Origin of the sequence: Pseudomonas sp. AKS31 (assembly GCF_023634765.1) — a bacterium.
Taxonomy (GTDB): Bacteria; Pseudomonadota; Gammaproteobacteria; order Pseudomonadales; family Pseudomonadaceae; genus Aquipseudomonas.
Genome location: NZ_JAMLFX010000004.1, coordinates 117,649 through 139,274 on the forward strand (window position 1 = coordinate 117,649; position 21,626 = coordinate 139,274).

Consider the following 21,626-nt stretch of genomic DNA (forward strand, 5'->3'; position numbering starts at 1 on the left):
TGGCGTGCGGTTTTTTCTTTAGGCCTGATGCAAAATCGTCATTTGAAAAAGGAGAGTGCTGTGTCGCGTAGACGCGTCGTAGTCACCGGTATGGGTATGTTGTCGCCACTGGGCACGGATGTGCCGAGCAGTTGGCAGGGCATTCTGGCTGGCCGCAGTGGCATTGGTCTGATCGAACACACCGACCTTTCTGCCTATTCCACCCGCTTTGGCGGCTCGGTAAAGGGCTTCAATGTCGAGGAATACCTGTCGGTCAAGGAAGCGCGCAAGCTCGACCTGTTCATTCAGTACGGTCTCGCTGCCGGCTTTCAAGCCGTACGCAACGCTGGTCTGGAAGTCACCGACGCCAACCGTGAACGCATTGGCGTGGCCATGGGTTCGGGGATCGGCGGTCTGACCAACATCGAAGAAACCAGCCGTACCCTGCATGAGACGGGCCCGCGTCGAATCTCGCCATTCTTCGTACCAGGCTCGATCATCAATATGATTTCCGGTTTCCTGTCCATCCACCTGGGTGCACAGGGGCCTAACTACGCCATCGCTACTGCATGTACCACCGGTACGCACTGCATCGGCATGGCGGCGCGCAACATCATGTACGACGAAGCCGACGTGATGATTGCCGGCGGTGCCGAAATGGCCGCGTGCGGTCTGGGCATGGGCGGCTTCGGCGCGTCCCGTGCACTGTCGACCCGCAACGATGAACCGACCCGCGCCAGCCGTCCATGGGACAAGGGCCGTGACGGCTTCGTCCTGTCTGACGGTGCCGGTGCACTGGTTCTCGAAGAGCTGGAGCACGCCAAGGCGCGTGGCGCGACTATCTATGCCGAGCTGATCGGGTTCGGTACCAGCGGCGATGCGTTCCATATGACCTCGCCACCAGCCGACGGCGCCGGTGCCGCACGCTGCATCACTAATGCGCTGCGCGATGCGAAGATCAACGTCGATCAAGTGCAGTACATCAACGCTCACGGTACTTCGACTCCGGCCGGCGACCTCGCCGAAGCCAATGCGATCAAGACTGTGTTCGGTGATCACGCCTACAAACTCGCCGTGAGCTCGACCAAGTCCATGACCGGTCACCTGTTGGGTGCGGCGGGCGCCGTCGAAGCGATCTTCAGCGTGTTGGCGATCAATAGTCAGGTCGCACCGCCGACCATCAACCTTGATGAGCCGGACGAAGGTTGCGACCTCGATTTCGTGGCGCACACCGCGCGCAACATGGACATCGATGTCGTGCTGTCCAACTCCTTCGGTTTTGGCGGCACCAACGGCACCTTGGCGTTCCGTCGGTTCGCAGGCTGATGGACAGCTGGGTCGACGGTCAACCGGCTGACGCTCTGTCGCTGAAAGATCGCGGCCTGGCTTACGGCGACGGTCTGTTTGAGACCATCGCCGTGCGTGGTGGTCAGCCGATCCTGTTGGATCGGCATCTGACGCGATTGGCCGATGGCTGCTCGCGTCTGGCCATCGCCGCCGATATCGAGCTGATTCGCCATGAGCTGCTCAGCTATGCGGCAGCAATGGGCGAGGGCGTGCTCAAGCTCATCCTCACCCGTGGCGACGGTTTGCGCGGTTATGCGCCTGATCCGGCGGCGCCTGGCCGACGCATTCTGCAAGGCAACCCTCCTGCGGCTTATCCTGCTGTGCATGCTGAACAAGGCGTTCGCCTGTTTCCCTGCAACACGCGCCTGGCCAAACAGCCTTTACTGGCTGGACTCAAACACCTCAATCGACTGGAACAAGTCATCGCCCGTGCCGAATGGCAGGACAGCGAGCATGCCGAAGGCTTGATGCTGGATCAGGTGGGGCGCGTGATTGAAGGGGTGTTCAGCAACCTGTTCATCGTTCGTGACGGTGTGTTGATCACGCCGGATCTGAAGCGTTGTGGCGTCGCCGGTGTGATGCGCGCCGAAATATTGTTTCAGGCCGAGTCACTGGCCATTCCCACGCAGATCGCTGACATCAGCCTCGAACAGCTGCAATGGGCCGATGAAGTGTTTGTCTGCAACAGCGTGTATGGCGTCTGGCCGGTACGCGCCTGTGCTGCACTGAGCTGGCCGGTTGGCCCGCTCACCCGTAAACTGCAAACCATTGCCCGCGCCCTACTGGATGCCTGATTTGTGAGACGTAAACTTTTGCTGCTGCTGGAAACCGGACTGGTTCTGGCAGGGCTGTTGATGGGCGCCAGCGCCTGGAAGATTCACAGCGCACTGGAACAGCCTCTGAACATCACGCAGGAAGAACTGCTGGATGTGCCGAAAGGCTCCACCCCGACCCGTACATTCCTTTCCCTCGAAACCGATGGCGTCATCAATGACGCATTCTGGTTGCGCGTCTATTGGCGCTTCAACCTCGCCGGTACGCCGATCCACAGCGGCGAATACCGCATGCAGCCGGGCATGACCGTCAACGGTCTGATCGATTTGTGGAAGCGCGGTGAAGTGGTCCAGTACAGCCTGACACTGGTCGAGGGCTGGAATTTCCATCAAGTGCGCGCGGCGTTGGCCAAGGATGACAAGATCGAGCAGACCCTCAACGGTTTGAGCGACAGCGACGTCATGGCGAAGATTGGTCATAAGGGCTTGTTCCCGGAAGGCCGTTTCTTCCCCGACACTTACCGCTTTGTGCGTGGCATGTCCGATGCCGAACTGCTGAAGAAAGCCTTTGATCGTCTTGATGAAGTGCTGGCGAAAGAGTGGGAAAGTCGTTCTGCCGATGTACCGTACACCGAACCCTATCAAGCGCTGATCATGGCCTCGCTGGTCGAGAAGGAAACCGGTGTGCCGCAGGAGCGGGGGCAGATTGCCGGTGTCTTCGTGCGCCGCATGGCCTTGGGCATGCAACTGCAAACCGACCCGACCGTCATCTACGGTCTGGGCGATCGCTATAACGGCAAACTGACTCGCGCGCATTTGAAAGAGCCGACGCCTTACAACACCTACGTAATTCCCGGCCTGCCACCGACACCGATTGCGATGGTCGGGCGCGAAGCGATTCACGCGGCGCTGAACCCGGTGGATGGCACCAGCCTGTACTTCGTTGCACGTGGCGATGGCAGCCATGTGTTCTCCGACGATCTGGATGCGCACAATAATGCGGTGCGTGAGTACCAGCTCAAGCGCCGTGCCGATTACCGTTCCAGCCCGGCGCCGGCGACAAGCCCTGAAGCCGCTCCGGCTGTCGAGGAGGCGATTCCTGCCGCATCTCCGGATACCGCCCCGGAATCGTTGCCGCAAGTTCCGCCTCAGGAGCCTGCGCCGGCTCCCGAAGCTGCTGCCCCCCAAAACACGCAATGACGTTGATTAAGGACTGCCTGTGACTGGCTTGTTTATTACCCTGGAAGGCCCGGAAGGCGCCGGCAAAAGCACTAACCGCGAATACCTTGCCGAGCGCCTGCGCGCCGCCGGTATCGAAGTGGTGCTGACTCGCGAGCCAGGCGGTACGCCACTGGCCGAGCGGATTCGCGATGTGCTGCTGGCACCGGCCGACGAGGTCATGAACCCGGATGCCGAGCTGTTGCTGGTGTTTGCTGCGCGCGCTCAGCACCTGGCTGAAGTGATCCGACCGGCGCTGGCTCGAGGTGCAGTGGTGCTGTGCGATCGGTTCACCGATTCCACTTACGCCTATCAGGGCGGCGGTCGCGGTTTGTCGCTGGAGCGCATCGCCACGCTGGAAACTTTCGTGCAGGGTGACCTGCGTCCTGATCTGACGCTTATTTTTGATCTGCCGGTGGAGATTGGTCTTGCGCGGGCCAGTGCCCGTGGCCGTCTGGATCGTTTTGAGCTGGAAGGCCGGGCTTTTTTCGAGGCTGTACGCAATGCGTTTCTGAAGCGCGCCGAAGCCGATCCCGCGCGCTATGTGCGCATCGATGCCGGTCAGCCATTGGCCAAGGTTCAACAATCGCTGGATACCTTGTTGCCGAACTTGCTGGAGCTGGCCCGTGGCTGAGGCCTATCCATGGCAGGACAGTCTCTGGCAGCAACTGGCCGGGCGTAAACAGCACGCCCACGCCTATCTGCTGCATGGCCCGGCCGGCATCGGCAAACGTGCATTGGCCGAACGCTTGATGGCGAGTCTGCTGTGCCAGCGGCCGACGCCGGAAGCCTGCGGCGAGTGCAAATCCTGCCTGCTGCTCAAGGCCGGCAGCCACCCGGATAATTACATTCTCGAGCCGGAAGAAGCCGACAAGGCGATCAAGGTCGATCAGGTCCGCGATCTGGTCAGCTTCGTGGTGCAGACTGCGCAGTTGGGTGGACGCAAAGTGGTGCTGATCGAGCCGGTCGAGTCGATGAACATCAACGCCGCCAACGCCTTGCTCAAGAGCCTTGAAGAACCGTCCGGCGATACCGTGTTGCTGTTGGTCAGCCACCAGACCAGCCGGTTGCTGCCGACGATCAAGAGCCGTTGCGTGCAGCAGGCCTGTCCGTTGCCGGGCGAGGCGATGAGCCTGCAATGGCTGGCCCAGGCGTTGCCCGATTGCTCCGAAGAGGAGCGCGTCGAATTGCTGACGCTGGCAGCCGGCTCGCCGTTGATGGCCGTCAGTCTGCAATCTCAGGGCGTGCGTGAACAGCGCGCGCAAGTGGTCGAAGGCGTGAAGAAGTTGCTCAAGCAACAGCAATCACCGACGCAATTGGCCGAAGAATGGAAAAGCATTCCGATGCTGCGTCTGTTTGACTGGTTCTGCGATTGGTCGAGCCTGATCCTGCGTTATCAGTTGACTCAGGATGAAGCAGGGCTCGGTCTGACCGACATGCGCAAAGTCGTGCAATACCTTGCGCAGAAAAGCGCGCAAGGCAAAGTCCTGGAGATTCAGGACTGGATTCTCGCCCAGCGCCAGAAAGTCCTGAGCAAGGCCAACCTCAATCCGGCCTTGCTGCTGGAAGCATTGTTGGTGCAATGGGCGGGATTGCCTGGTCAAAGATAAGAATGTGTACCTAGACTCTGAACATCAGCAGTGGAGGTCAACATGAATGAACCCGTCAGCCCCGGGCCGCGCAACGGCATTTTGTCCCTGACCATCAAGGACAAGTCGGTGCTTTACGCCGCGTACATGCCGTTCATCAAGAACGGTGGCTTGTTCATCCCGACCAACAAGAGTTACCGCTTGGGCGACGAGGTGTTCATGCTGCTCAACCTGATGGACGAGGCCGAGAAGATCCCGGTGGCCGGCAAGGTCGCGTGGATCACCCCGAAAGGGGCACAAGGCAATCGCGCTGCCGGCGTCGGCGTGCAGTTCAACGACGGCGACAACACCGCGCGCAGTCGCATCGAAACCCATCTGGCCGGAGCGCTGAAATCCGACCGTCCCACTCATACGATGTAAGTAGCCGTCTTTTTATGCTTGTAGATTCCCATTGTCACCTTGATCGCCTCGACCTCGCCGCCCATGACGGTTCGCTGGATGCTGCACTGGATGCGGCCCGTGGGCGCGGAGTAGGGCACTTCTTGTGCATCGGCGTGAGTGCCGACAACGCCGCCGACGTCAAAGCTCTGGCTGAGCGTTATGACGATGTCGATTGTTCGGTCGGCGTGCATCCGCTTGATGTGCAACCCGGTGCGGCGCCGGCGCTGGACTGGCTGCTGCACGAACTCAATCATCCGAAAGTGGTGGCGATCGGCGAAACCGGCCTCGACTATCACTACGAGCCAGAAGCCGCCGAGCTGCAACAGGCGTCCTTCCGTCTGCACCTGCAAGCGGCGCAGCAGACTGGCAAGCCAGTGATCATCCACACCCGTGGCGCGCGTGCCGACACCCTTGAGTTGCTGCGTGAAGCGGCGTTGCCTCAGGCCGGTGTGCTGCATTGCTTCACTGAAGACTGGGACATGGCCAAGGCTGCACTGGACATGGGTTATTACATTTCCCTGTCGGGCATTGTCACGTTCCGCAATGCCGACGCCTTGCGCGACGTGGCGAGCAAAGTACCGGCGGATCGTTTGCTGGTGGAAACCGATTCCCCGTATCTGGCGCCAATCCCTTATCGCGGCAAGCCGAACCTGCCGCAGTACGTGCGCGAAGTGGCGGAATTCCTGGCGATGTTGCGTGGTGAAAACTACGAGCGTTTCGCCGAGCAGACCACCGAGAATTTCAAGCGTCTGTTTCCGCTGGCCTCCGTTAAATCTGCGGTGTAGGAGCTGCCGAAGGCTGCGATCTTTTGATCTTGATTTTGACAGGCAAAGGCAAAAGATCGCAGCCTGCGGCAGCTCCTACAGTTGTGATGTGCAGGTAGCTGGGCCAAGCGTTAAATCGCAGGCAAAAAAAACCCGGGTTCTGGGGGGTGAATCCGGGTTAAGACCATTAGGAGTAAAACAAAGGCACGCGGTCCCTTGGTACCTTTATCGGCGCGACACTTGGGGGAGATGTCGCCCGACAGTTCAAGTATTGATCAGTCTGGCGTGCAGTCCAGTTAGCCGGTCGGGGTTTTTAAACAAATTTGGAATACGTTTGCTTCAGTTGAGTTCTCATTGCGTCCAAAACGTTCTCAAAATGAACATGAAACACAGATGTGGTCGGATGATCCGTGCATTTTTGCGCAAGTTAGGCATAATACGCGGCTTCGAATTTTGACCCTTCAGACCTTTTCTTATGCACAAAGAACCTCGTAAGGTCCGTGAGTTTCGTCGCCGCGAGCAAGAAATTCTCGATACCGCGCTCAAGCTGTTCCTCGAACAAGGTGAAGACAGTGTCACCGTCGAGATGATTGCTGATGCCGTGGGTATCGGCAAAGGCACGATCTACAAGCACTTCAAATCCAAGGCCGAGATCTATCTGCGCCTGATGCTCGATTACGAGCGCGATTTGAACGAGCTGCTGCATTCGGCCGATGTCGACAAGGACAAGGAGGCGCTGTCCCGCGCCTACTTCGAATTCCGCATGCGCGACCCGCAGCGTTATCGCCTGTTCGACCGTCTCGAAGAGAAGGTCGTCAAAGGCAATCAGGTACCGGAAATGGTCGAGGAGCTGCACAAGATCCGTGCCTCGAACTTCGAACGCCTGACCCTGCTGATCAAGGGCCGCATCAGCGAAGGCAAGCTCGAAGACGTGCCGCCATACTTCCACTACTGCGCATCCTGGGCGCTGGTGCATGGCGCTGTGGCGCTGTATCACTCGCCGTTCTGGAGCAATGTGCTGGAAGACCAGGAAGGTTTCTTCCAGTTTCTGATGGACATCGGCGTGCGCATGGGCAACAAGCGCAAGCGCGACCCGGAAACGCCAAGCAGCTGAGCCATTCAGCAGCCTTATTGCGCCATGATTTCGCTACATGACGCAGTAACGCAGGAATATACTCAGGCATAGGGCTTGCTAAAACTTGATTTGTGAGTCAAGTTTTAGCGGCTCGATTTTCTATCGCCGGAGTGATCATGATCGTTGACCGTCAAGGCAGGCGTTTTCGCAATTTGCGAATCAGTCTGACTTCAGCCTGCAATTACGCGTGTACCTACTGCGTGCCCAACGGCAAGCGGTTGGTGGCTGCGCAGGATGAACTGTCGGCCGAAGCCATGGCCCGTGGCGTGGCGTATCTGATCGAAGCCGCCGGCATCGAACGGCTGCGCATCACTGGCGGCGAGCCGCTGGTCAGCCCCAAACTCGAATCGTTCATGACCGCTGTCGGCAAGATGGGCCTGGAAGACATCAGCCTGACCACCAACGGTCAACTCCTCGCAAAAAAACTGCCGCTGTTGGTGGATGCCGGTCTGCGCCGGATCAACGTGTCCCTCGATACCCTCGACGCTGGTGCTTTCCGCAGCATCGCCCGTGGCGGCGATCTGGCCACGGTGCTCGATGGCATGGATCAGGCGAAAGCGGCGGGGATGAAGATCAAGGTCAACATGGTGCCGTTGCGCGGGCAGAACCTCGACCAGGTGATGCCGTTGCTCGATTACTGCCTTGAACGCGGTTATGAACTGCGTTTCATCGAGCTGATGCGCATGGGCCATCTGGCCAAGGACTCCAATGCCTTCCTGCAACAGTTCGTCAGCCTGCAGCAATTGCTGGCACTGATTGGCGAACGATATGAGTACGCACAAACCGACGCTCCTGTAGATGCCACTGCCGTGCGCTACGCGATTCCCGGCCTGGGCAACTTTGGTGTGATCGCTAACGAAAGCGTGCCGTTCTGCCGGACCTGCTCGCGCTTGCGCCTGTCGTCGACCGGTTGGCTGCATGGCTGCCTGTCGTCCAGCAACCGCCACTATGTCGGCGATCTGCTCGACAAGCCACGCCATCAGGCGTTGCCGGCGCTCCAGCGTTTGCTGGTCAAAGCGCTGGGCGACAAGCAGGAGGTGGCGTTCTCGGGCGGTGCCACCGTCATGAAGATTATCGGCGGCTGAAAACTCTTTTTCGCGAGCAGGCTCGCTCCCACCCTTGGAATGCGTTCCACTTGTGGGAGCGAGCCTGCTCGCGAATACGATCTAACCATCAACGAACAACCAGAGCTGGCGCAAAAGCTGCATCCAACGGCCATTCGCCGGTTTTCCGTCACCGGCCTCTGGAGGAATAGGATGCGTAGCCTGGTTTTGCTGCTGGCCGTTTTGGCGCTTGGCGGCTGTATGACTGTCAGCGATATGGCCGAAGGCACTCGCTACCAGATGAGCGACGCGGGCTTGCTGGATCACAGCGACAGCCGCCGCGTGAACAATTTCCGCATTCAGCCGGACTCGTTCATCTACATCGCGCAGGGCGCGTTTGCGCCGCCGGGCGGTTCCTACCCGCGCCCTAACGTGGTCGCCGAAGAAGCCTTCAAAGGCTTCGTCGAGTACTTCCCGATGGTCCGCCGCGCCCGCGCGCCGGAAGGCCTCGATCAGGCGATGGGCGAAGCTCGTGATGCCGGCGCGCACTATCTGCTGTACACGCGCTTTGCCAAGGCTGATGACCGCATCGGCAACTCCGATGAGTGGCTTGATCAGGAAGCCGTGGATCGTCTCGGCATCGATGGCGGCGTAATTCAGATCATGTTGATCGAGACCAGCACCCAGTATTTGATTGATACTGCACGGATCAAGAGTCGTGGCGGTTTACTGACGTTCCACGACAGCAAGCCCGAAGACCTGATCGGCCCGCCGCTGGCCCAGTATGCGCGCAGCCTGTTGGGAGTCGGCGACCAATAATTCAAGGAGAACGCCATGAGTGGCCCGCAAAAAGCCAATGACCTGTTGGGACAGATCCCCAAATCCAAAGGCTTGCCGCCAGTGCACTTGTGGAACCCGGACTTCTGCGGCGACATCGATATGCGCATCGCCCGCGACGGCACCTGGTATTACCTGGGCACGCCGATCGGGCGCAAGCCGATGGTCAAATTGTTCTCCACGATCATCCGCCGCGACGGCGATGATTATTTCCTGATCACCCCGGTCGAGAAGGTCGGGATCAAGGTCGACGACGCGCCGTTTGTGGCGATTGCAGTCGAGGTTGAAGGCGAGGGGGAGGCGCAGCTGTTGCGCTTCACTACCAACGTCGAGGAAACCGCCGAGGCTGGGCCGGAACATCCGATCCGGGTCGAGATTGATCCCACGACCCAAGAGCCGGCGCCTTACGTGCATGTGCGCACCAACCTTGAAGCGCTGATTCACCGCAATGTGTTCTATCAACTGGTGGAGCTGGCGGTCAGTCGTGAAATCGATGGCCAGCGCTGGCTCGGGGTGTGGAGCGGCGGCGAATTCTTCTGCATCGGCCTGGAACCGTAAACACAAATCCCTGTGGGAGCGAGCCTGCTCGCGAAGGCGGTATGTCAGTCAATACTTAGGGTGACTGATACACCGCTTTCGCGAGCAGGCTCGCTCCCACGTTGTTTTTGTGGATCACCTTAAAATCCTGATTGACTGTCAATCGTATGATGATTAGCTTGATCACCCATCGCGATCCGCTTTGAGGTGTTCATGTCCAGCAGCTTTCACGCATCCACGGTCGACTGGCTGGGCAGCTGGATTGCCGCTGGCCAGGTCAAGCCGGGGCAGACCATCAAGGTCGAGGCCGATCTGGGCGAACAGCTCGGTGTCAGTCGCACGGTCATTCGCGAAGCGATCAAGACCCTTGTTGCCAAAGGCATGCTCGAAGTCGGGCCGAAAGTCGGCACTCGCGTGCTGCCGGTAAGGCGCTGGAACCTGTTCGATCCGCAAGTGGTCGGTTGGCTGTCGCGCAACGGCCTGCCGGAAAATTTCGTCGATGACTTGCTCGACCTGCGCCGCACCATCGAACCGATGGCCGTGCGCTGGGCTTGCGAGCGCGCGACTCTGGAGCAGATTGAAGCGGTGCAACTGGCCTATAACGCCCTTGAGCGCGCGGTCGACAGCGGCATCGATTACAACCGCGCCGATCAGATCTTCCACGAATGCATCCTCGCCGCCAGCCACAATCAATTCATCGAACAAATGGTTCCGGCCCTCGGTGCGTTGCTGGCCGTGTCGTTCGAGGTTTCTGCGGCCGATCCGGATGAACTGCGCCGCACCTTGCCGATCCACAAGGACATGGCCGACGCCATCGCCGCCCGCGATTCCGCGCGCGGCGTGTGGGCGTGCATGACCTTGATCGACAACGCAGACCTGGCGATCAAACGCTTTTACCCGAAAGTCATGGCCGACAAAAAAGTGAGCTGAATATAACGAGATCCCCTGTGGGAGCGAGCCTGCTCGCGAAGGCTGTGTATCAGGTAACTCATGCATCGACTGACACGACGCTTTCGCGAGCAGGCTCGCTCCCACATTAAATAACAACAAGATCCGAGGAGTTGATATGACGTGGACCGCCCTGACCCAACACCGCGCCCGACTCGGCGAAGGCCCGTTCTGGGATGCGCCGACCCAGGCGTTGTACTGGGTCGATATCGCTGGCAAACAGGCCCTGCGCTTGATCGGCCAGAACGTACAGATCTGGCAGATGCCTGAGCACGTCTCCGCGTTCATCCCTTGCGCCAGCGGCGACGCCTTGGTGACCCTGAGCAGCGGCGTCTACCGCCTCGATCTCGACTCCCCGGGCCTCGAACCACGCCTGACGCTGTTCTGCGTCGCCGACCCGCAACCGGGCAATCGCCCCAACGAAGCGCGCTGCGATGCTCAGGGGCGACTGTGGCTCGGCACCATGCAAAACAACATCGGCGAGCAGGGCGAAGATCTGCCGATCACCCAGCGCTCCGGTGGCCTGTTCCGCATCGATCCGGATCAACATGTCACGCCGTTGCTGCGCGGCCTGGGCATTCCCAACACGTTGCTGTGGAGCGATGACGGCACCACAGTCCTGTTCGGTGACAGTCTCGATGACACGCTGTATCGCTATTTTATTCACGCCGACGGCAGCCTTGATGTGGCCACTCCCTGGTACGGCCCTGATCAGAATGGTGGCCCGGACGGTTCGGCGATGGATGCCGAAGGCTATGTGTGGAATGCCCGCTGGGACGGCAGCTGCCTGCTGCGCATGACGCCTGACGGCAAGGTCGACCGCAGGATCGATCTGCCGGTCAGCCGTCCTACCAGTTGTGTGTTCGGCGGTGAAGACCTGAAAACCCTGTACGTCACCAGCGCCAAGAGTCCGCACAACCATCCATTGGATGGCGCGGTGCTGTCGATGCGCGTGGATGTCGCAGGAAAACTCTGTACGCGGTTTGCGGGCTAAATCCCAAAATATGGGATGCAAAATTATATATTGAGATTATTCGGCGGTCGGGTTTATAGTCGGCTCCAGCAGTAACACGCACTCACACTTAAAAAGAACAAAACAGGTGAAGTGATGCAGCGAATGTCTATCGCACTCCCGTGTGGAGTCCGCGTCTCGCAACGGCCCCAAGCTGTCGGCCGCGCCTGCCTGTTTCGTTCCAACCGCCTTCCAGACCGGACATCGGCAGATGCCCGGTTTTTTTGTGCCTGCGAAACAGGAGTCCTGATCCATGGCTGAACCTCTTTCCCTGCCGCCGGTGCCCGCACCGCCGAAGGGCGAGCGTCTGAAAAACAAGGTCGTGCTGCTGACCGGTGCCGCGCAAGGCATCGGTGAAGCCATCGTCGCTGCCTGCGCCTCGCAGCAAGCGAAACTGTTGATCAGCGATATCCAGGCCGAAAAAGTCGAACAGGTTGCCGCGCACTGGCGTGAGCAAGGCTGTGACGTGCAAGCACTGAAGGTGGATGTCTCAAATCAGCCAGATCTGCAGGCCATGGCCAAGCGCGCCGTTGAACTGCACGGGCGCATCGATGTGCTGGTCAACTGCGCCGGGGTCAACGTATTCCGTGATCCGCTGGCAATGACCGAGGAAGACTGGCGCCGCTGCTTCGCCATTGATCTGGACGGCGCCTGGTTCGGCTGCAAAGCAGTGCTGCCGCAGATGATCGAGCAGGGTGTCGGCAGCATCATCAACATCGCCTCGACCCATTCCAGTCACATCATTCCCGGCTGCTTCCCGTACCCGGTGGCCAAGCACGGTTTGCTCGGCCTGACCCGCGCGCTCGGTATCGAGTACGCCGCGAAGGGCATTCGCGTCAACGCCATCGCCCCGGGTTATATCGAGACACAGTTGAACGTCGACTACTGGAACGGTTTTGCCGACCCGCGTGCCGAGCGTCAGCGCGCGTTTGATCTGCACCCGCCGAAACGCATCGGTCAGCCGCTTGAAGTGGCGATGACGGCGGTGTTTCTGGCCAGTGATGAAGCGCCGTTCATCAATGCCTCGTGTATCACCATCGATGGTGGCCGCTCGGTGATGTACCACGACTGAATAAATAGATTTCGAGCGCTGAACTACGCTTGAAATCCAATCATCATACGATATGACTATTTTCAAACCGCTTCACTGAGAACACGCTTTAACGCTTTTCAAACATTGCTCAAAAAAAATAACAAGGAGTCAGCTTATGAAACGTCGTTTCGGGATTCGTACCCTGTGCAGTACCGCCCTGGCGGTCACCGCGTTCAGCCTGAGCAGTGCGCTGCTCGCTGCCGACACCGTGAAAATCGGTTTTCTGGTCAAGCAGGCTGAAGAACCGTGGTTCCAGACCGAGTGGGCCTTCGCCGAGAAAGCCGCCAAGGACAAGGGCTTTGAATTGATCAAGATTGCCGTGCCGGACGGTGAGAAAACCCTGTCGGCGATCGACAGCCTCGCCGCCAACGGTGCCAAGGGCTTCGTGATTTGCCCGCCGGACGTGTCGCTCGGCCCGGCGATCATGGCCAAGGCCAAACTCAATGACCTGAAAGTGATTGCCGTCGATGACCGTTTCGTCGACGCCAATGGCAAGTTCATGGAAGACGTGCCGTACCTCGGCATGGCTGCGTTCGAAGTTGGCCAGAAGCAGGGCAACGCCATGGTCGCCGAAGCGAAGAAGCGTAACTGGGACTGGAAAGACACCTACGCGGTGGTCAACACCTACAACGAACTCGACACCGGCAAGAAACGCACCGACGGCTCGGTGAAATCCCTCGAAGACGCCGGTATGCCGAAGGATCACATCCTCTTCGCTGCACTGAAAACCCTCGACGTACCGGGCAGCATGGACGCGACCAACTCGGCACTGGTGAAACTGCCGAGCGGCGCAAAAAACCTGATCATCGGCGGCATGAACGACAACACCGTGCTCGGCGGCGTACGCGCCACCGAAGCCGCCGGTTTTGCGGCGGCCAACGTGATCGGCATCGGCATCAACGGCACCGACGCCATCGGCGAACTGAAAAAGCCCAACAGCGGTTTCTTCGGTTCGATGCTGCCAAGCCCGCACATCGAAGGCTACAAGACTGCCGAGATGATGTACGAGTGGGTCACCACCGGCAAAGAACCGCCGAAGTACACCGCGATGGACGACGTCACCCTGATCACCCGCGAGAACTTCAAGCAAGAGCTGGAAAAAATCGGCTTGTGGAACTGATGCAGCGACGGCCCGGGCAGCCGGGCCGTTTTTCGGTGTGAAGAGGTGGCTTTATGCACGCGCAAGTACAAACACAACAACACAGCGCCAGCGGCAGCCTGCGCTTCAACGGGATCGGCAAAACCTTTCCCGGCGTGAAGGCGCTGGACGCCATCAGTTTCGTCGCGCATCCGGGGCAGGTTCATGCCTTGATGGGCGAGAACGGCGCCGGTAAATCGACCCTGCTGAAAATCCTCGGTGGCGCTTACATCCCGAGCAGCGGCGAGTTGCAGATCGGCGAGCAGACCATGGCGTTCAAGTCGACCGCCGACAGCATCGGCAGCGGCGTCGCGGTGATTCACCAGGAGCTGCATCTGGTGCCGGAAATGACCGTCGCCGAGAACCTGTTTCTCGGCCATCTGCCGGCCAGTTTCGGTTTGATCAATCGCGGCGTGCTGCGCCAGCAAGCATTGAGTTGTCTGAAAGGCCTGGCCGACGAAATCGATCCGCAAACCAAGGTCGGACGCTTGTCCCTCGGCCAGCGGCAACTGGTGGAAATCGCCAAAGCGTTGTCGCGCGGGGCTCACGTCATCGCTTTCGACGAACCGACCAGCAGCCTTTCGGCTCGAGAAATCGATCGTTTGATGGCGATCATCGGCCGTCTGCGTGACGAGGGCAAAGTCGTGCTCTACGTCTCGCACCGCATGGAAGAAGTGTTCCGCATCTGCGACGCCGTGACGGTGTTCAAGGACGGGCGCTACGTGCGCACCTTCGACGACATGAGCCAGTTGACCCACGATCAACTGGTGACCTGCATGGTCGGTCGCGATATTCAGGACATCTACGATTATCGCCATCGTCCACGCGGCGCCGTCGCGCTGAAGGTCGACGGTTTGCTTGGCCCGGGGCTGCGCGAGCCAATCAGTTTCGAAGCGCACAAAGGTGAAATCCTTGGCCTGTTCGGACTGGTCGGGGCAGGGCGCACCGAGCTGTTTCGCCTGCTCAGTGGGCTGGAGCGCAACACCGCCGGACGCCTAGAACTGCGTGGCCATGAACTGAAATTGCGCTCACCGCGCGATGCGATTGCCGCGGGCATTCTGCTGTGCCCGGAGGATCGTAAAAAGGAAGGCATCATCCCGCTGGCCAGCGTCGCCGAGAACATCAACATCAGCGCACGCGGCGCCCATTCGGGCCTCGGTTGCCTGATTCGTGGTCTGTGGGAAAAGGGCAACGCCGACAAGCAGATCAAAGCGCTGAAAGTGAAAACCCCGCACGCCGGCCAGCAGATCAAGTTCCTTTCCGGCGGCAACCAGCAGAAGGCCATTCTCGGTCGCTGGCTGTCGATGCCGATGAAAGTTTTGCTGCTTGACGAACCGACGCGCGGCATCGACATCGGCGCCAAAGCGGAGATCTACCAGATCATCCATAACCTTGCCGCCGACGGCATTTCGGTGATCGTGGTGTCCAGCGATCTGATGGAAGTGATGGGCATTTCCGACCGCATTCTGGTGCTTTGCGAAGGCGCCCTGCGCGGCGAAATCGGCCGCGACCAGGCCAATGAATCCAACCTGCTGCAACTGGCTTTGCCGCGCCACCGCGCTGACGGCGTGGCGAACTGAGAGGTGACTATGATGACAACCCAAAACGAAACCTTGCCCAAAGAGCGCAAACCTTTGGACATGCGCCGCTTCCTCGATGACTGGGTCATGCTGCTGGCGGCGATCGGCATCTTCATTGCCTGCACGCTGCTGATCGACAACTTCCTTTCGCCGCTGAACATGCGTGGCCTGGGCCTGGCGATTTCCACCACCGGGATTGCCGCGTGCACGATGTTGTATTGCCTGGCGTCGGGGCACTTCGACTTGTCGGTGGGCTCGGTGATTGCCTGCGCCGGCGTGGTCGCGGCAGTAGTGATGCGCGACACCAACAGCGTTTTTCTCGGTGTCAGCGCGGCGCTGGTGATGGGCCTGATTGTCGGGTTGATCAACGGCATCGTGATTGCCAAGTTGCGCGTCAATGCCTTGATCACCACGTTGGCGACCATGCAGATCGTCCGTGGTCTGGCTTACATTTTTGCCAACGGCAAAGCAGTGGGCGTGTCGCAGGAATCGTTCTTCGTCTTCGGCAATGGCCAGTTGTTCGGTGTGCCGGTGCCGATTCTGATCACCATTGTTTGCTTCCTGTTTTTTGGCTGGCTGTTGAATTACACCACCTACGGGCGCAACACCATGGCCATCGGTGGCAACCAGGAAGCGGCGTTGCTCGCGGGTGTGAACGTTGACCGGACCAAGATCATTATCTTTGCCGTGCACGGTGTGATTGGTGCGTTGGCCGGGGTGATACTGGCGTCGCGGATGACCTCGGGGCAGCCGATGATTGGTCAGGGTTTCGAACTGACCGTGATCTCGGCTTGCGTGCTGGGCGGGGTGTCGCTGAGCGGCGGGATCGGCATGATTCGGCATGTGATTGCCGGGGTGTTGATTCTGGCGATCATCGAGAATGCGATGAACCTGAAGAACATTGATACCTTCTACCAATACGTTATCCGTGGTTCGATCCTTTTGCTGGCCGTGGTCATCGACCGTCTGAAGCAGCGCTAAGATCAAGAGCCCCTCACCCCAGCCCTCTCCCAAAGGGAGAGGGCTGGGGTGAGGTGTCTTGCGCAATCCGTGGACCTGAAAGTTCTCGTCGACTATGGATTCGGAAAAGCACTTTCGGGTCGATTGTGGATTCGGCGAAGCACTTTCAGGTCGGCGTACCTCTTGAGCATCCCCCATTCAGGCCCCTCTCCCGCCGGGAGAGGGCTAGGGTGAGGGGCTTTTGCTTCTCCCGCCTTTCGTCACTCTCGCTAAATATCCCTTGCCCGCCCACGCTAGTTTCGGGTATCAATTTGTACATGATTAGACAGGTACGATTTGACAAGAAACAACGGGTGGTCGACGAGCTCGTCCGACGCATCGAAAGCGGCCTCATGGAGGACGGTTTTCTGTTGCCCGGCGAGCATCAGTTGGCTCAAGAATTCCAAGTCAGCCGTGGCACGTTGCGCGAAGCGCTGGCCGAACTGAAACGGCGCAATTACATCGCCACGCAAAGCGGCGTCGGCTCCATCGTCACCTTCGACGGTGTGGCGCTCGACCAGCGAAGCGGCTGGGCGCAGGCGCTGGCCGACAGCGGTGCGCTGATCAACACCGAAGTGCTGCGTCTGGAAGCCGTGACCCGGCCCGATCTGCTCTCGCGGTTCGGCACTGACCAATTCATTACCCTCGACCGTCGTCGGCGCTCCAACGACGGCACTTTGGTATCCCTCGAACGCTCTTTGATGCCAGCGACCGGCGGCCTGGAAAGCCTGCCGCGTGTCGGTCTGATCGATAACTCCCTGACCATCACCCTGGCCGCCTACGGCTACATCGGCGAGCGCGGCGATCAATGGATCGGCGCCGAACCGTTGAATGCCGAAGACGCCGAACTGCTCGGCCGCCCGGTCGGCACTGTTTTTCTCAAAGCGTTGCGCACCACCTACGACCGCCAGAACCGCTTCATGGAGCTGGTCGAAAGCCTGCTCGACCCGGTGCATTTCCGTCTGCACCTGCAATTCGGAGAATCGAAATGACCGCGCTCAACCGTGCCCTCGGCGCTTTCTATGGCCTGGCCCTCGGTGATGCGCTGGGCATGCCGACGCAATCGCTGAACCGCGAAACCATCAAGACCCGCTTCGGCACAATCACCGATCTGCAGGACGCAGGCCCCTTGCAACCGATTGCCGCGAACATGCCCAAAGGCTCGATCACTGACGACACCGAACAGGCGATTCTGGTCGGCGAGCTGCTGGTCGAAGGCAAGGGCCGCATCGAACCGGCGATCCTCGCGCAACGCTTGATCGAGTGGGAAGCCGAAATGCAGGCCAAGGGCTCGCAGGACTTGCTCGGGCCGTCGACCAAGCGCGCCATCGAAATGATCCTCGCCGGCCATTCGCCGGAAGAGGCCGGGCGCTACGGCACCACCAATGGCGCGGCGATGCGCATCACCCCGGTGGGCATCGCGGCGGATGTTGCCGACCCTCAGCGGTTTATCGCGGCGGTGGTTCAGGCCTGTCAGGTCACCCACAACACCACGTTGGGGATTGCCAGTGCGGCGGCGGTGGCAGCGGTAGTGTCCGCCGGCATCAATGGCATGGACCTGGGCGAGGCGTTGAACCTTGGTCAGCACATCGCGCAGCAAGCCGAGGCGCACGGGCACTGGGTGGCCGGTGGGCGCATTGCCTCGCGAATCAGTTGGGCGCGCACCATCAGCGTCGATAGCGACAAGGCTTTGCTGGCGGATCTGCTCTACGACGTGATCGGCACTTCGGTGGCTTCGCAGGAGTCGGTGGTGGTCTCGTTCGCCCTGGCGCAGCAAGTGGCCGTCGGTGAGATGAGCGCGTTTGATGCGCTGTGCATGGCCGCCAGTCTTGGCGGTGACACCGACACCATCGCGGCGATTCTCGGCGCCATGCTCGGGGCCTGCCTGGGTCTTGAGAGCTGGCCTGTCGAGATGATCGAGACGGTCAAGGCCGTTAATCATTTGGAGCTCGAACCGTTGGTGCAGGGGCTGTTGGTCTTGCGCTGATTGAACTGACGCCATCGCTGGCAAGCCAGCTCCCACAGGTTTTTGCTGTGACCACACATTTGTGTACACCCTGATCCCTGTGGGAGCTGGCTTGCCAGCGATAGGCGCGCCACGATTTTTGAATCATTCACCCGCAATGGATCGCGCAGACAGGCCGAGGACGGCCGCAAAGTCTTGTCGTTTTGCATCATTGCCACAACCACAAAAAAGGCAAACAGGAGCACCTTCATGAGTTCATCAAACGCCGGGCAAAGCGCCGGGCAACTGGAAACCCGCGGCATTGAACCGGTGCCGGAAGCCGAGTGCAACGGGCATCCGCTGCAACTGTTCTGGGTCTGGTTCGCGGCCAATATTTCCATCCTCGGCCTGCCGCTGGGCGCCACACTGGTGGCGTTCCGCGGGCTGGCGATCTGGCAGGCGATCATCGTCGCGATCATCGGCGCCGCCGGTTCGTTCGCAGTGGTCGGGATCATCTCGATTGCCGGCCGCCGGGGCCGCGCGCCGAGCCTGACCTTGTCGCGGGCGATCTTCGGCGTGCGCGGCAATATCGGCCCGACGCTGGTCTCGCTGATGTCGCGTCTGGGTTGGGAAACGGTCAACACCACCACCGCTGCATTCGTATTGCTGTCGCTGTGCTCGATCCTGTTCGGCTCGCCAGTGGAAGCGAAAAGTGCGCCGATACTCACGCTGATCTTCATCGCGATTTTCGTCCTGCTGACCCTCTCGGTGTCCGGCCTCGGCCACGCGACCCTGCTGGTGATCCAGAAGTGGGCGACTTACGTGTTCGGCGCGCTGAACATCCTCGTCGGTGGTTTCCTTTGCGCGACCATCGACTGGAGCGCGGTGTTCAACGCTACGCCAGCACCGATCAGCGCGATGATCATCGGGATCGGCACCATGGCCGCCGGCACCGGGATCGGCTGGGCCAACGCTGGCGCCGACATGTCGCGCTATCAGCATCGCAGCGTCAAGGCTGTGCGACTGGTCGCGTCCGCTGCGTTCGGCGCGGGCATTCCGCTGGTGCTGCTGATCACCCTCGGCGGCTTGCTGTCGGTGGGCAATAACGACCTCGCTTCGGCGACTGACCCGATCGTGGCGATTCGCGACATGCTGCCGACGTGGATGGCCGTGCCGTACCTGATCACCGCGTTCGGTGGCCTGTTGCTGTCGAATAACCTGTCGGTGTATTCCGCCGGTCTGACCACGCTGACCCTCGGCCTCAAGGTCAAGCGCGTTTATGCGGTGGTGGTCGATATCGTCGCGATCTTCGCCGGTTCGATCTACTTCATGCTGATCGCCGATAGCTTCTACGGCCCGTTCATCACCTTCATTTCCCTGCTGGCGGTGCCGATCACCGCGTGGGTCGGGATCTTCGTCGTTGACCTGATCCACCGTCACTACTACAGCCCGCAAGACCTGCTCGACGTCAGCCCGAGCAGTGCCTACTGGTATCACGGCGGTATCGAATGGCGCGCATTCGGTGCGTGGGCGATTGCCATCGTCTTGGGCTTCAGCTTCACCACCATCGGCACCACCGCTGAAAACGTCTGGTTCAAAGGCTTCTTGTCCGACTCGTGGCTGGGCCACAACGGCCTCGGCTGGATCGTGACCTTCGTCGTGGCCGGTGGCATTTACTTGGTCCTCGGCGGAGCTAAAGACCGCCGCGCCGCGCAAGCCGAGAATGCTCATGCCTAAGATGTTGCACACCGGCCAGGTCATCATCGACCTGGTCATGGCCGTGGATAAACTGCCGCAGGTTGGCGGTGATGTGCTGGCGCAGTCGGCCGGTTTTGAAGCGGGTGGCGGGTTCAACGTGATGGCGGCGGCAGTGCGTAACGGCCTGCCGGTGGTTTATCTCGGCCGGCATGGCAGCGGGCGTTTCGGTGATCTGGCGCGTCAGGCGATGAATGACGAAGGCATTCACATCGGTATTCGCGAACCTGCGCAGCGTGACACGGGGTTGTGTGTCGCGCTGACCGATGCGTCGGCCGAGCGCAGTTTCATTTCCTATATCGGCGCTGAAGGTGAGGTGACCGAAGAGGATCTGAACAGCGTTGCCGCCGAGGCGGGCGATTACGTTTATCTCAGTGGCTACAGCCTGTTGCACGAAGGCAAGGCGCAGGCGTTGCTCGACTGGACATTGGCATTGCCGGAGTCGATCAGCGTGGTGTTCGATCCGGGCCCGTTAGTGGAATCGCCGGATTCGCCGATGATGCAGGCGCTGTTGCCGCGCATCGATGTGTGGACCAGCAACAGCGTCGAAGCGCTGCGGTTTACCGGGGCTGAGGGCATTGGTGCGGCGCTGGATCGTCTCGCTGAGCATCTATCCAGAGAGGTGCTGATGGTGGTTCGCGATGGGCCGCAGGGCTGCTGGATTCATCAGGCCGGCGAGCGTCGACATGTGCCGGGGTTTGTCGTGAAAGCCGTGGACAGCAACGGCGCCGGTGATGCTCATGCTGGCGTGTTTGTCGCAGGGTTGGCGCAGGGCCTGTCTGCCCATGAAGCGGCGCGGCGGGCGAATGCGGCGGCGGCGCTGGCGGTGACGCGCTGGGGGCCGGCTACTTCGCCTGGGGCGGCTGAGGTGGATGCTTTTATCCGGGAGTCCAGCGGCGCCTGATCTACCGCCATCGCTGGCAAGCCAGCTCCCACAGGTTTTTGTGGTGAACACACATTGGTGTTCACCCCGGTTCCTGTGGGAGTTGGCTTGCCAGCGATGAGGCCATCAGCCTCAAGTCAAAAATTGAATTGGCCGCTCGCCGCGTCGGCAGCGAGCGGCCTCAGGACTACTGCAGATCCAGCTTGCGCGCCGCTTCAACGCCAGCGGCACTGAGCTTGATCGGCAGGTTCAACGAATGTTCGCCGGCTTCATTGCAGGTCACATGACCGTGATGAATCAGTCCGCGATCCTGCAAGGCGGCGAGGGCGCTGGCCACGACTTTCTCGCCCCGGTAATTGTCCAGCACCTCCTTGCCCAGGCCACTTGGATGGGCATGCAGCAGGCGGGTGAGGACTTCTTTTTCCAGGTTTTTATCGACGTTCATGGTTACCTCTTCATTGGATTGAATAGGACGCTCGCGTCGGCGAACTACTGACCGGATCCTTCGGAGCCCGAACCACCGGTGGTGGTTTTAGAGCCAACGCCGGGCCCGGCGTTGTCAGGTGTGGCGGGGGAGTCAGGGGTGTTCATGCCGCCCTGACGACCCGGG

At 60.1% G+C, this 21,626-nt stretch carries 22 protein-coding genes; 21 read left to right on the forward strand and 1 reads right to left on the reverse strand.

Annotated elements, in window-relative coordinates:
• The first annotated feature begins 60 nt into the window (after nt 1-60).
• The 21 genes from fabF (at nt 61) to M9827_RS14940 (ending at nt 21,037) form a co-directional block, all read left to right on the forward strand.
• Nucleotides 61-1,305 carry a beta-ketoacyl-ACP synthase II gene (fabF, locus tag M9827_RS14840; protein WP_101156232.1) on the forward strand — a complete coding sequence of 415 codons (1,245 nt, stop codon included), beginning with the start codon at nt 61-63 and terminating at the stop codon, nt 1,303-1,305.
• Complete coding sequence (gene pabC / locus M9827_RS14845; RefSeq protein WP_250605977.1) at nt 1,305-2,120, forward strand: aminodeoxychorismate lyase; 816 nt, start codon at nt 1,305-1,307, stop codon at nt 2,118-2,120. Before fabF ends, pabC begins: the two co-directional genes overlap by 1 nt.
• Before the next feature lie 3 nt (nt 2,121-2,123).
• Nucleotides 2,124-3,299 (forward strand): endolytic transglycosylase MltG, encoded by a 1,176-nt coding sequence (gene mltG / locus M9827_RS14850; RefSeq protein ID WP_250605978.1) that lies wholly within the window; start codon nt 2,124-2,126, stop codon nt 3,297-3,299.
• Between the two features lie 19 nt (nt 3,300-3,318).
• Entirely contained in the window at nt 3,319-3,951 is a 633-nt protein-coding gene (tmk, locus tag M9827_RS14855; RefSeq protein WP_150694122.1) for a dTMP kinase, read from the forward strand.
• Nucleotides 3,944-4,927: a DNA polymerase III subunit delta' gene (locus M9827_RS14860; RefSeq protein WP_250605979.1), complete on the forward strand. Its 984-nt coding sequence runs from the start codon at nt 3,944-3,946 to the stop codon at nt 4,925-4,927. Before tmk ends, M9827_RS14860 begins: the two co-directional genes overlap by 8 nt.
• Before the next feature lie 42 nt (nt 4,928-4,969).
• Nucleotides 4,970-5,326, forward strand: coding sequence for a PilZ domain-containing protein (locus tag M9827_RS14865; protein WP_007908272.1), 357 nt, complete (start codon nt 4,970-4,972; stop codon nt 5,324-5,326).
• Nucleotides 5,327-5,340: 14 nt separating this feature from the next.
• Nucleotides 5,341-6,132: a TatD family hydrolase gene (locus tag M9827_RS14870; protein WP_250605980.1), complete on the forward strand. Its 792-nt coding sequence runs from the start codon at nt 5,341-5,343 to the stop codon at nt 6,130-6,132.
• Between the two features lie 454 nt (nt 6,133-6,586).
• Complete coding sequence (locus M9827_RS14875) at nt 6,587-7,225, forward strand: TetR/AcrR family transcriptional regulator (protein WP_007950805.1); 639 nt, start codon at nt 6,587-6,589, stop codon at nt 7,223-7,225.
• A 137-nt stretch (nt 7,226-7,362) separates the two neighbouring features.
• Nucleotides 7,363-8,331 (forward strand): GTP 3',8-cyclase MoaA, encoded by a 969-nt coding sequence (locus M9827_RS14880; protein WP_250605981.1) that lies wholly within the window; start codon nt 7,363-7,365, stop codon nt 8,329-8,331.
• 171 nt (nt 8,332-8,502) lie between these two features.
• Entirely contained in the window at nt 8,503-9,108 is a 606-nt protein-coding gene (locus M9827_RS14885) for a DUF4823 domain-containing protein (RefSeq protein WP_064120365.1), read from the forward strand.
• Between the two features lie 15 nt (nt 9,109-9,123).
• Nucleotides 9,124-9,684, forward strand: a complete 561-nt coding sequence (locus M9827_RS14890; RefSeq protein WP_250605982.1) for a DUF1285 domain-containing protein — start codon at nt 9,124-9,126, stop codon at nt 9,682-9,684.
• Nucleotides 9,685-9,876: 192 nt separating this feature from the next.
• Complete coding sequence (locus tag M9827_RS14895; RefSeq protein ID WP_250605983.1) at nt 9,877-10,593, forward strand: FadR/GntR family transcriptional regulator; 717 nt, start codon at nt 9,877-9,879, stop codon at nt 10,591-10,593.
• A gap of 136 nt (nt 10,594-10,729) precedes the next feature.
• Nucleotides 10,730-11,605, forward strand: coding sequence for an SMP-30/gluconolactonase/LRE family protein (locus M9827_RS14900; protein WP_250605984.1), 876 nt, complete (start codon nt 10,730-10,732; stop codon nt 11,603-11,605).
• Nucleotides 11,606-11,876: 271 nt separating this feature from the next.
• Nucleotides 11,877-12,695: an SDR family oxidoreductase gene (locus tag M9827_RS14905; RefSeq protein ID WP_250605985.1), complete on the forward strand. Its 819-nt coding sequence runs from the start codon at nt 11,877-11,879 to the stop codon at nt 12,693-12,695.
• Between the two features lie 136 nt (nt 12,696-12,831).
• Nucleotides 12,832-13,836, forward strand: a complete 1,005-nt coding sequence (locus M9827_RS14910; protein WP_095120568.1) for a substrate-binding domain-containing protein — start codon at nt 12,832-12,834, stop codon at nt 13,834-13,836.
• A 53-nt stretch (nt 13,837-13,889) separates the two neighbouring features.
• Complete coding sequence (gene araG, locus M9827_RS14915; protein ID WP_250605986.1) at nt 13,890-15,434, forward strand: L-arabinose ABC transporter ATP-binding protein AraG; 1,545 nt, start codon at nt 13,890-13,892, stop codon at nt 15,432-15,434.
• 12 nt (nt 15,435-15,446) lie between these two features.
• The gene (gene araH / locus M9827_RS14920; RefSeq protein ID WP_042704903.1) at nt 15,447-16,415 is read left to right on the forward strand and encodes an L-arabinose ABC transporter permease AraH; all 969 of its coding nucleotides are present in this window, start codon (nt 15,447-15,449) and stop codon (nt 16,413-16,415) included.
• 296 nt (nt 16,416-16,711) lie between these two features.
• Nucleotides 16,712-17,425, forward strand: a complete 714-nt coding sequence (locus tag M9827_RS14925) for a GntR family transcriptional regulator (protein WP_250605987.1) — start codon at nt 16,712-16,714, stop codon at nt 17,423-17,425.
• A complete protein-coding gene (locus M9827_RS14930) occupies nt 17,422-18,420 on the forward strand; it encodes an ADP-ribosylglycohydrolase family protein (RefSeq protein WP_250605988.1) in 999 nt (332 codons plus the stop codon). The genes M9827_RS14925 and M9827_RS14930 overlap by 4 nt, the downstream gene beginning before the upstream one ends.
• 228 nt (nt 18,421-18,648) lie before the next feature.
• On the forward strand, nt 18,649-20,115 hold the full coding sequence (locus M9827_RS14935) for a purine-cytosine permease family protein (RefSeq protein WP_250605989.1): 1,467 nt from the start codon (nt 18,649-18,651) through the stop codon (nt 20,113-20,115).
• Entirely contained in the window at nt 20,108-21,037 is a 930-nt protein-coding gene (locus tag M9827_RS14940) for a PfkB family carbohydrate kinase (protein ID WP_250605990.1), read from the forward strand. The genes M9827_RS14935 and M9827_RS14940 overlap by 8 nt, the downstream gene beginning before the upstream one ends.
• A gap of 166 nt (nt 21,038-21,203) precedes the next feature.
• On the opposite strand, the gene M9827_RS14945 is transcribed toward M9827_RS14940, so the two are convergent.
• Complete coding sequence (locus M9827_RS14945; protein ID WP_016986009.1) at nt 21,204-21,461, reverse strand: hypothetical protein; 258 nt, start codon at nt 21,459-21,461, stop codon at nt 21,204-21,206.
• Between the last annotated feature and the right edge of the window lie 165 nt (nt 21,462-21,626).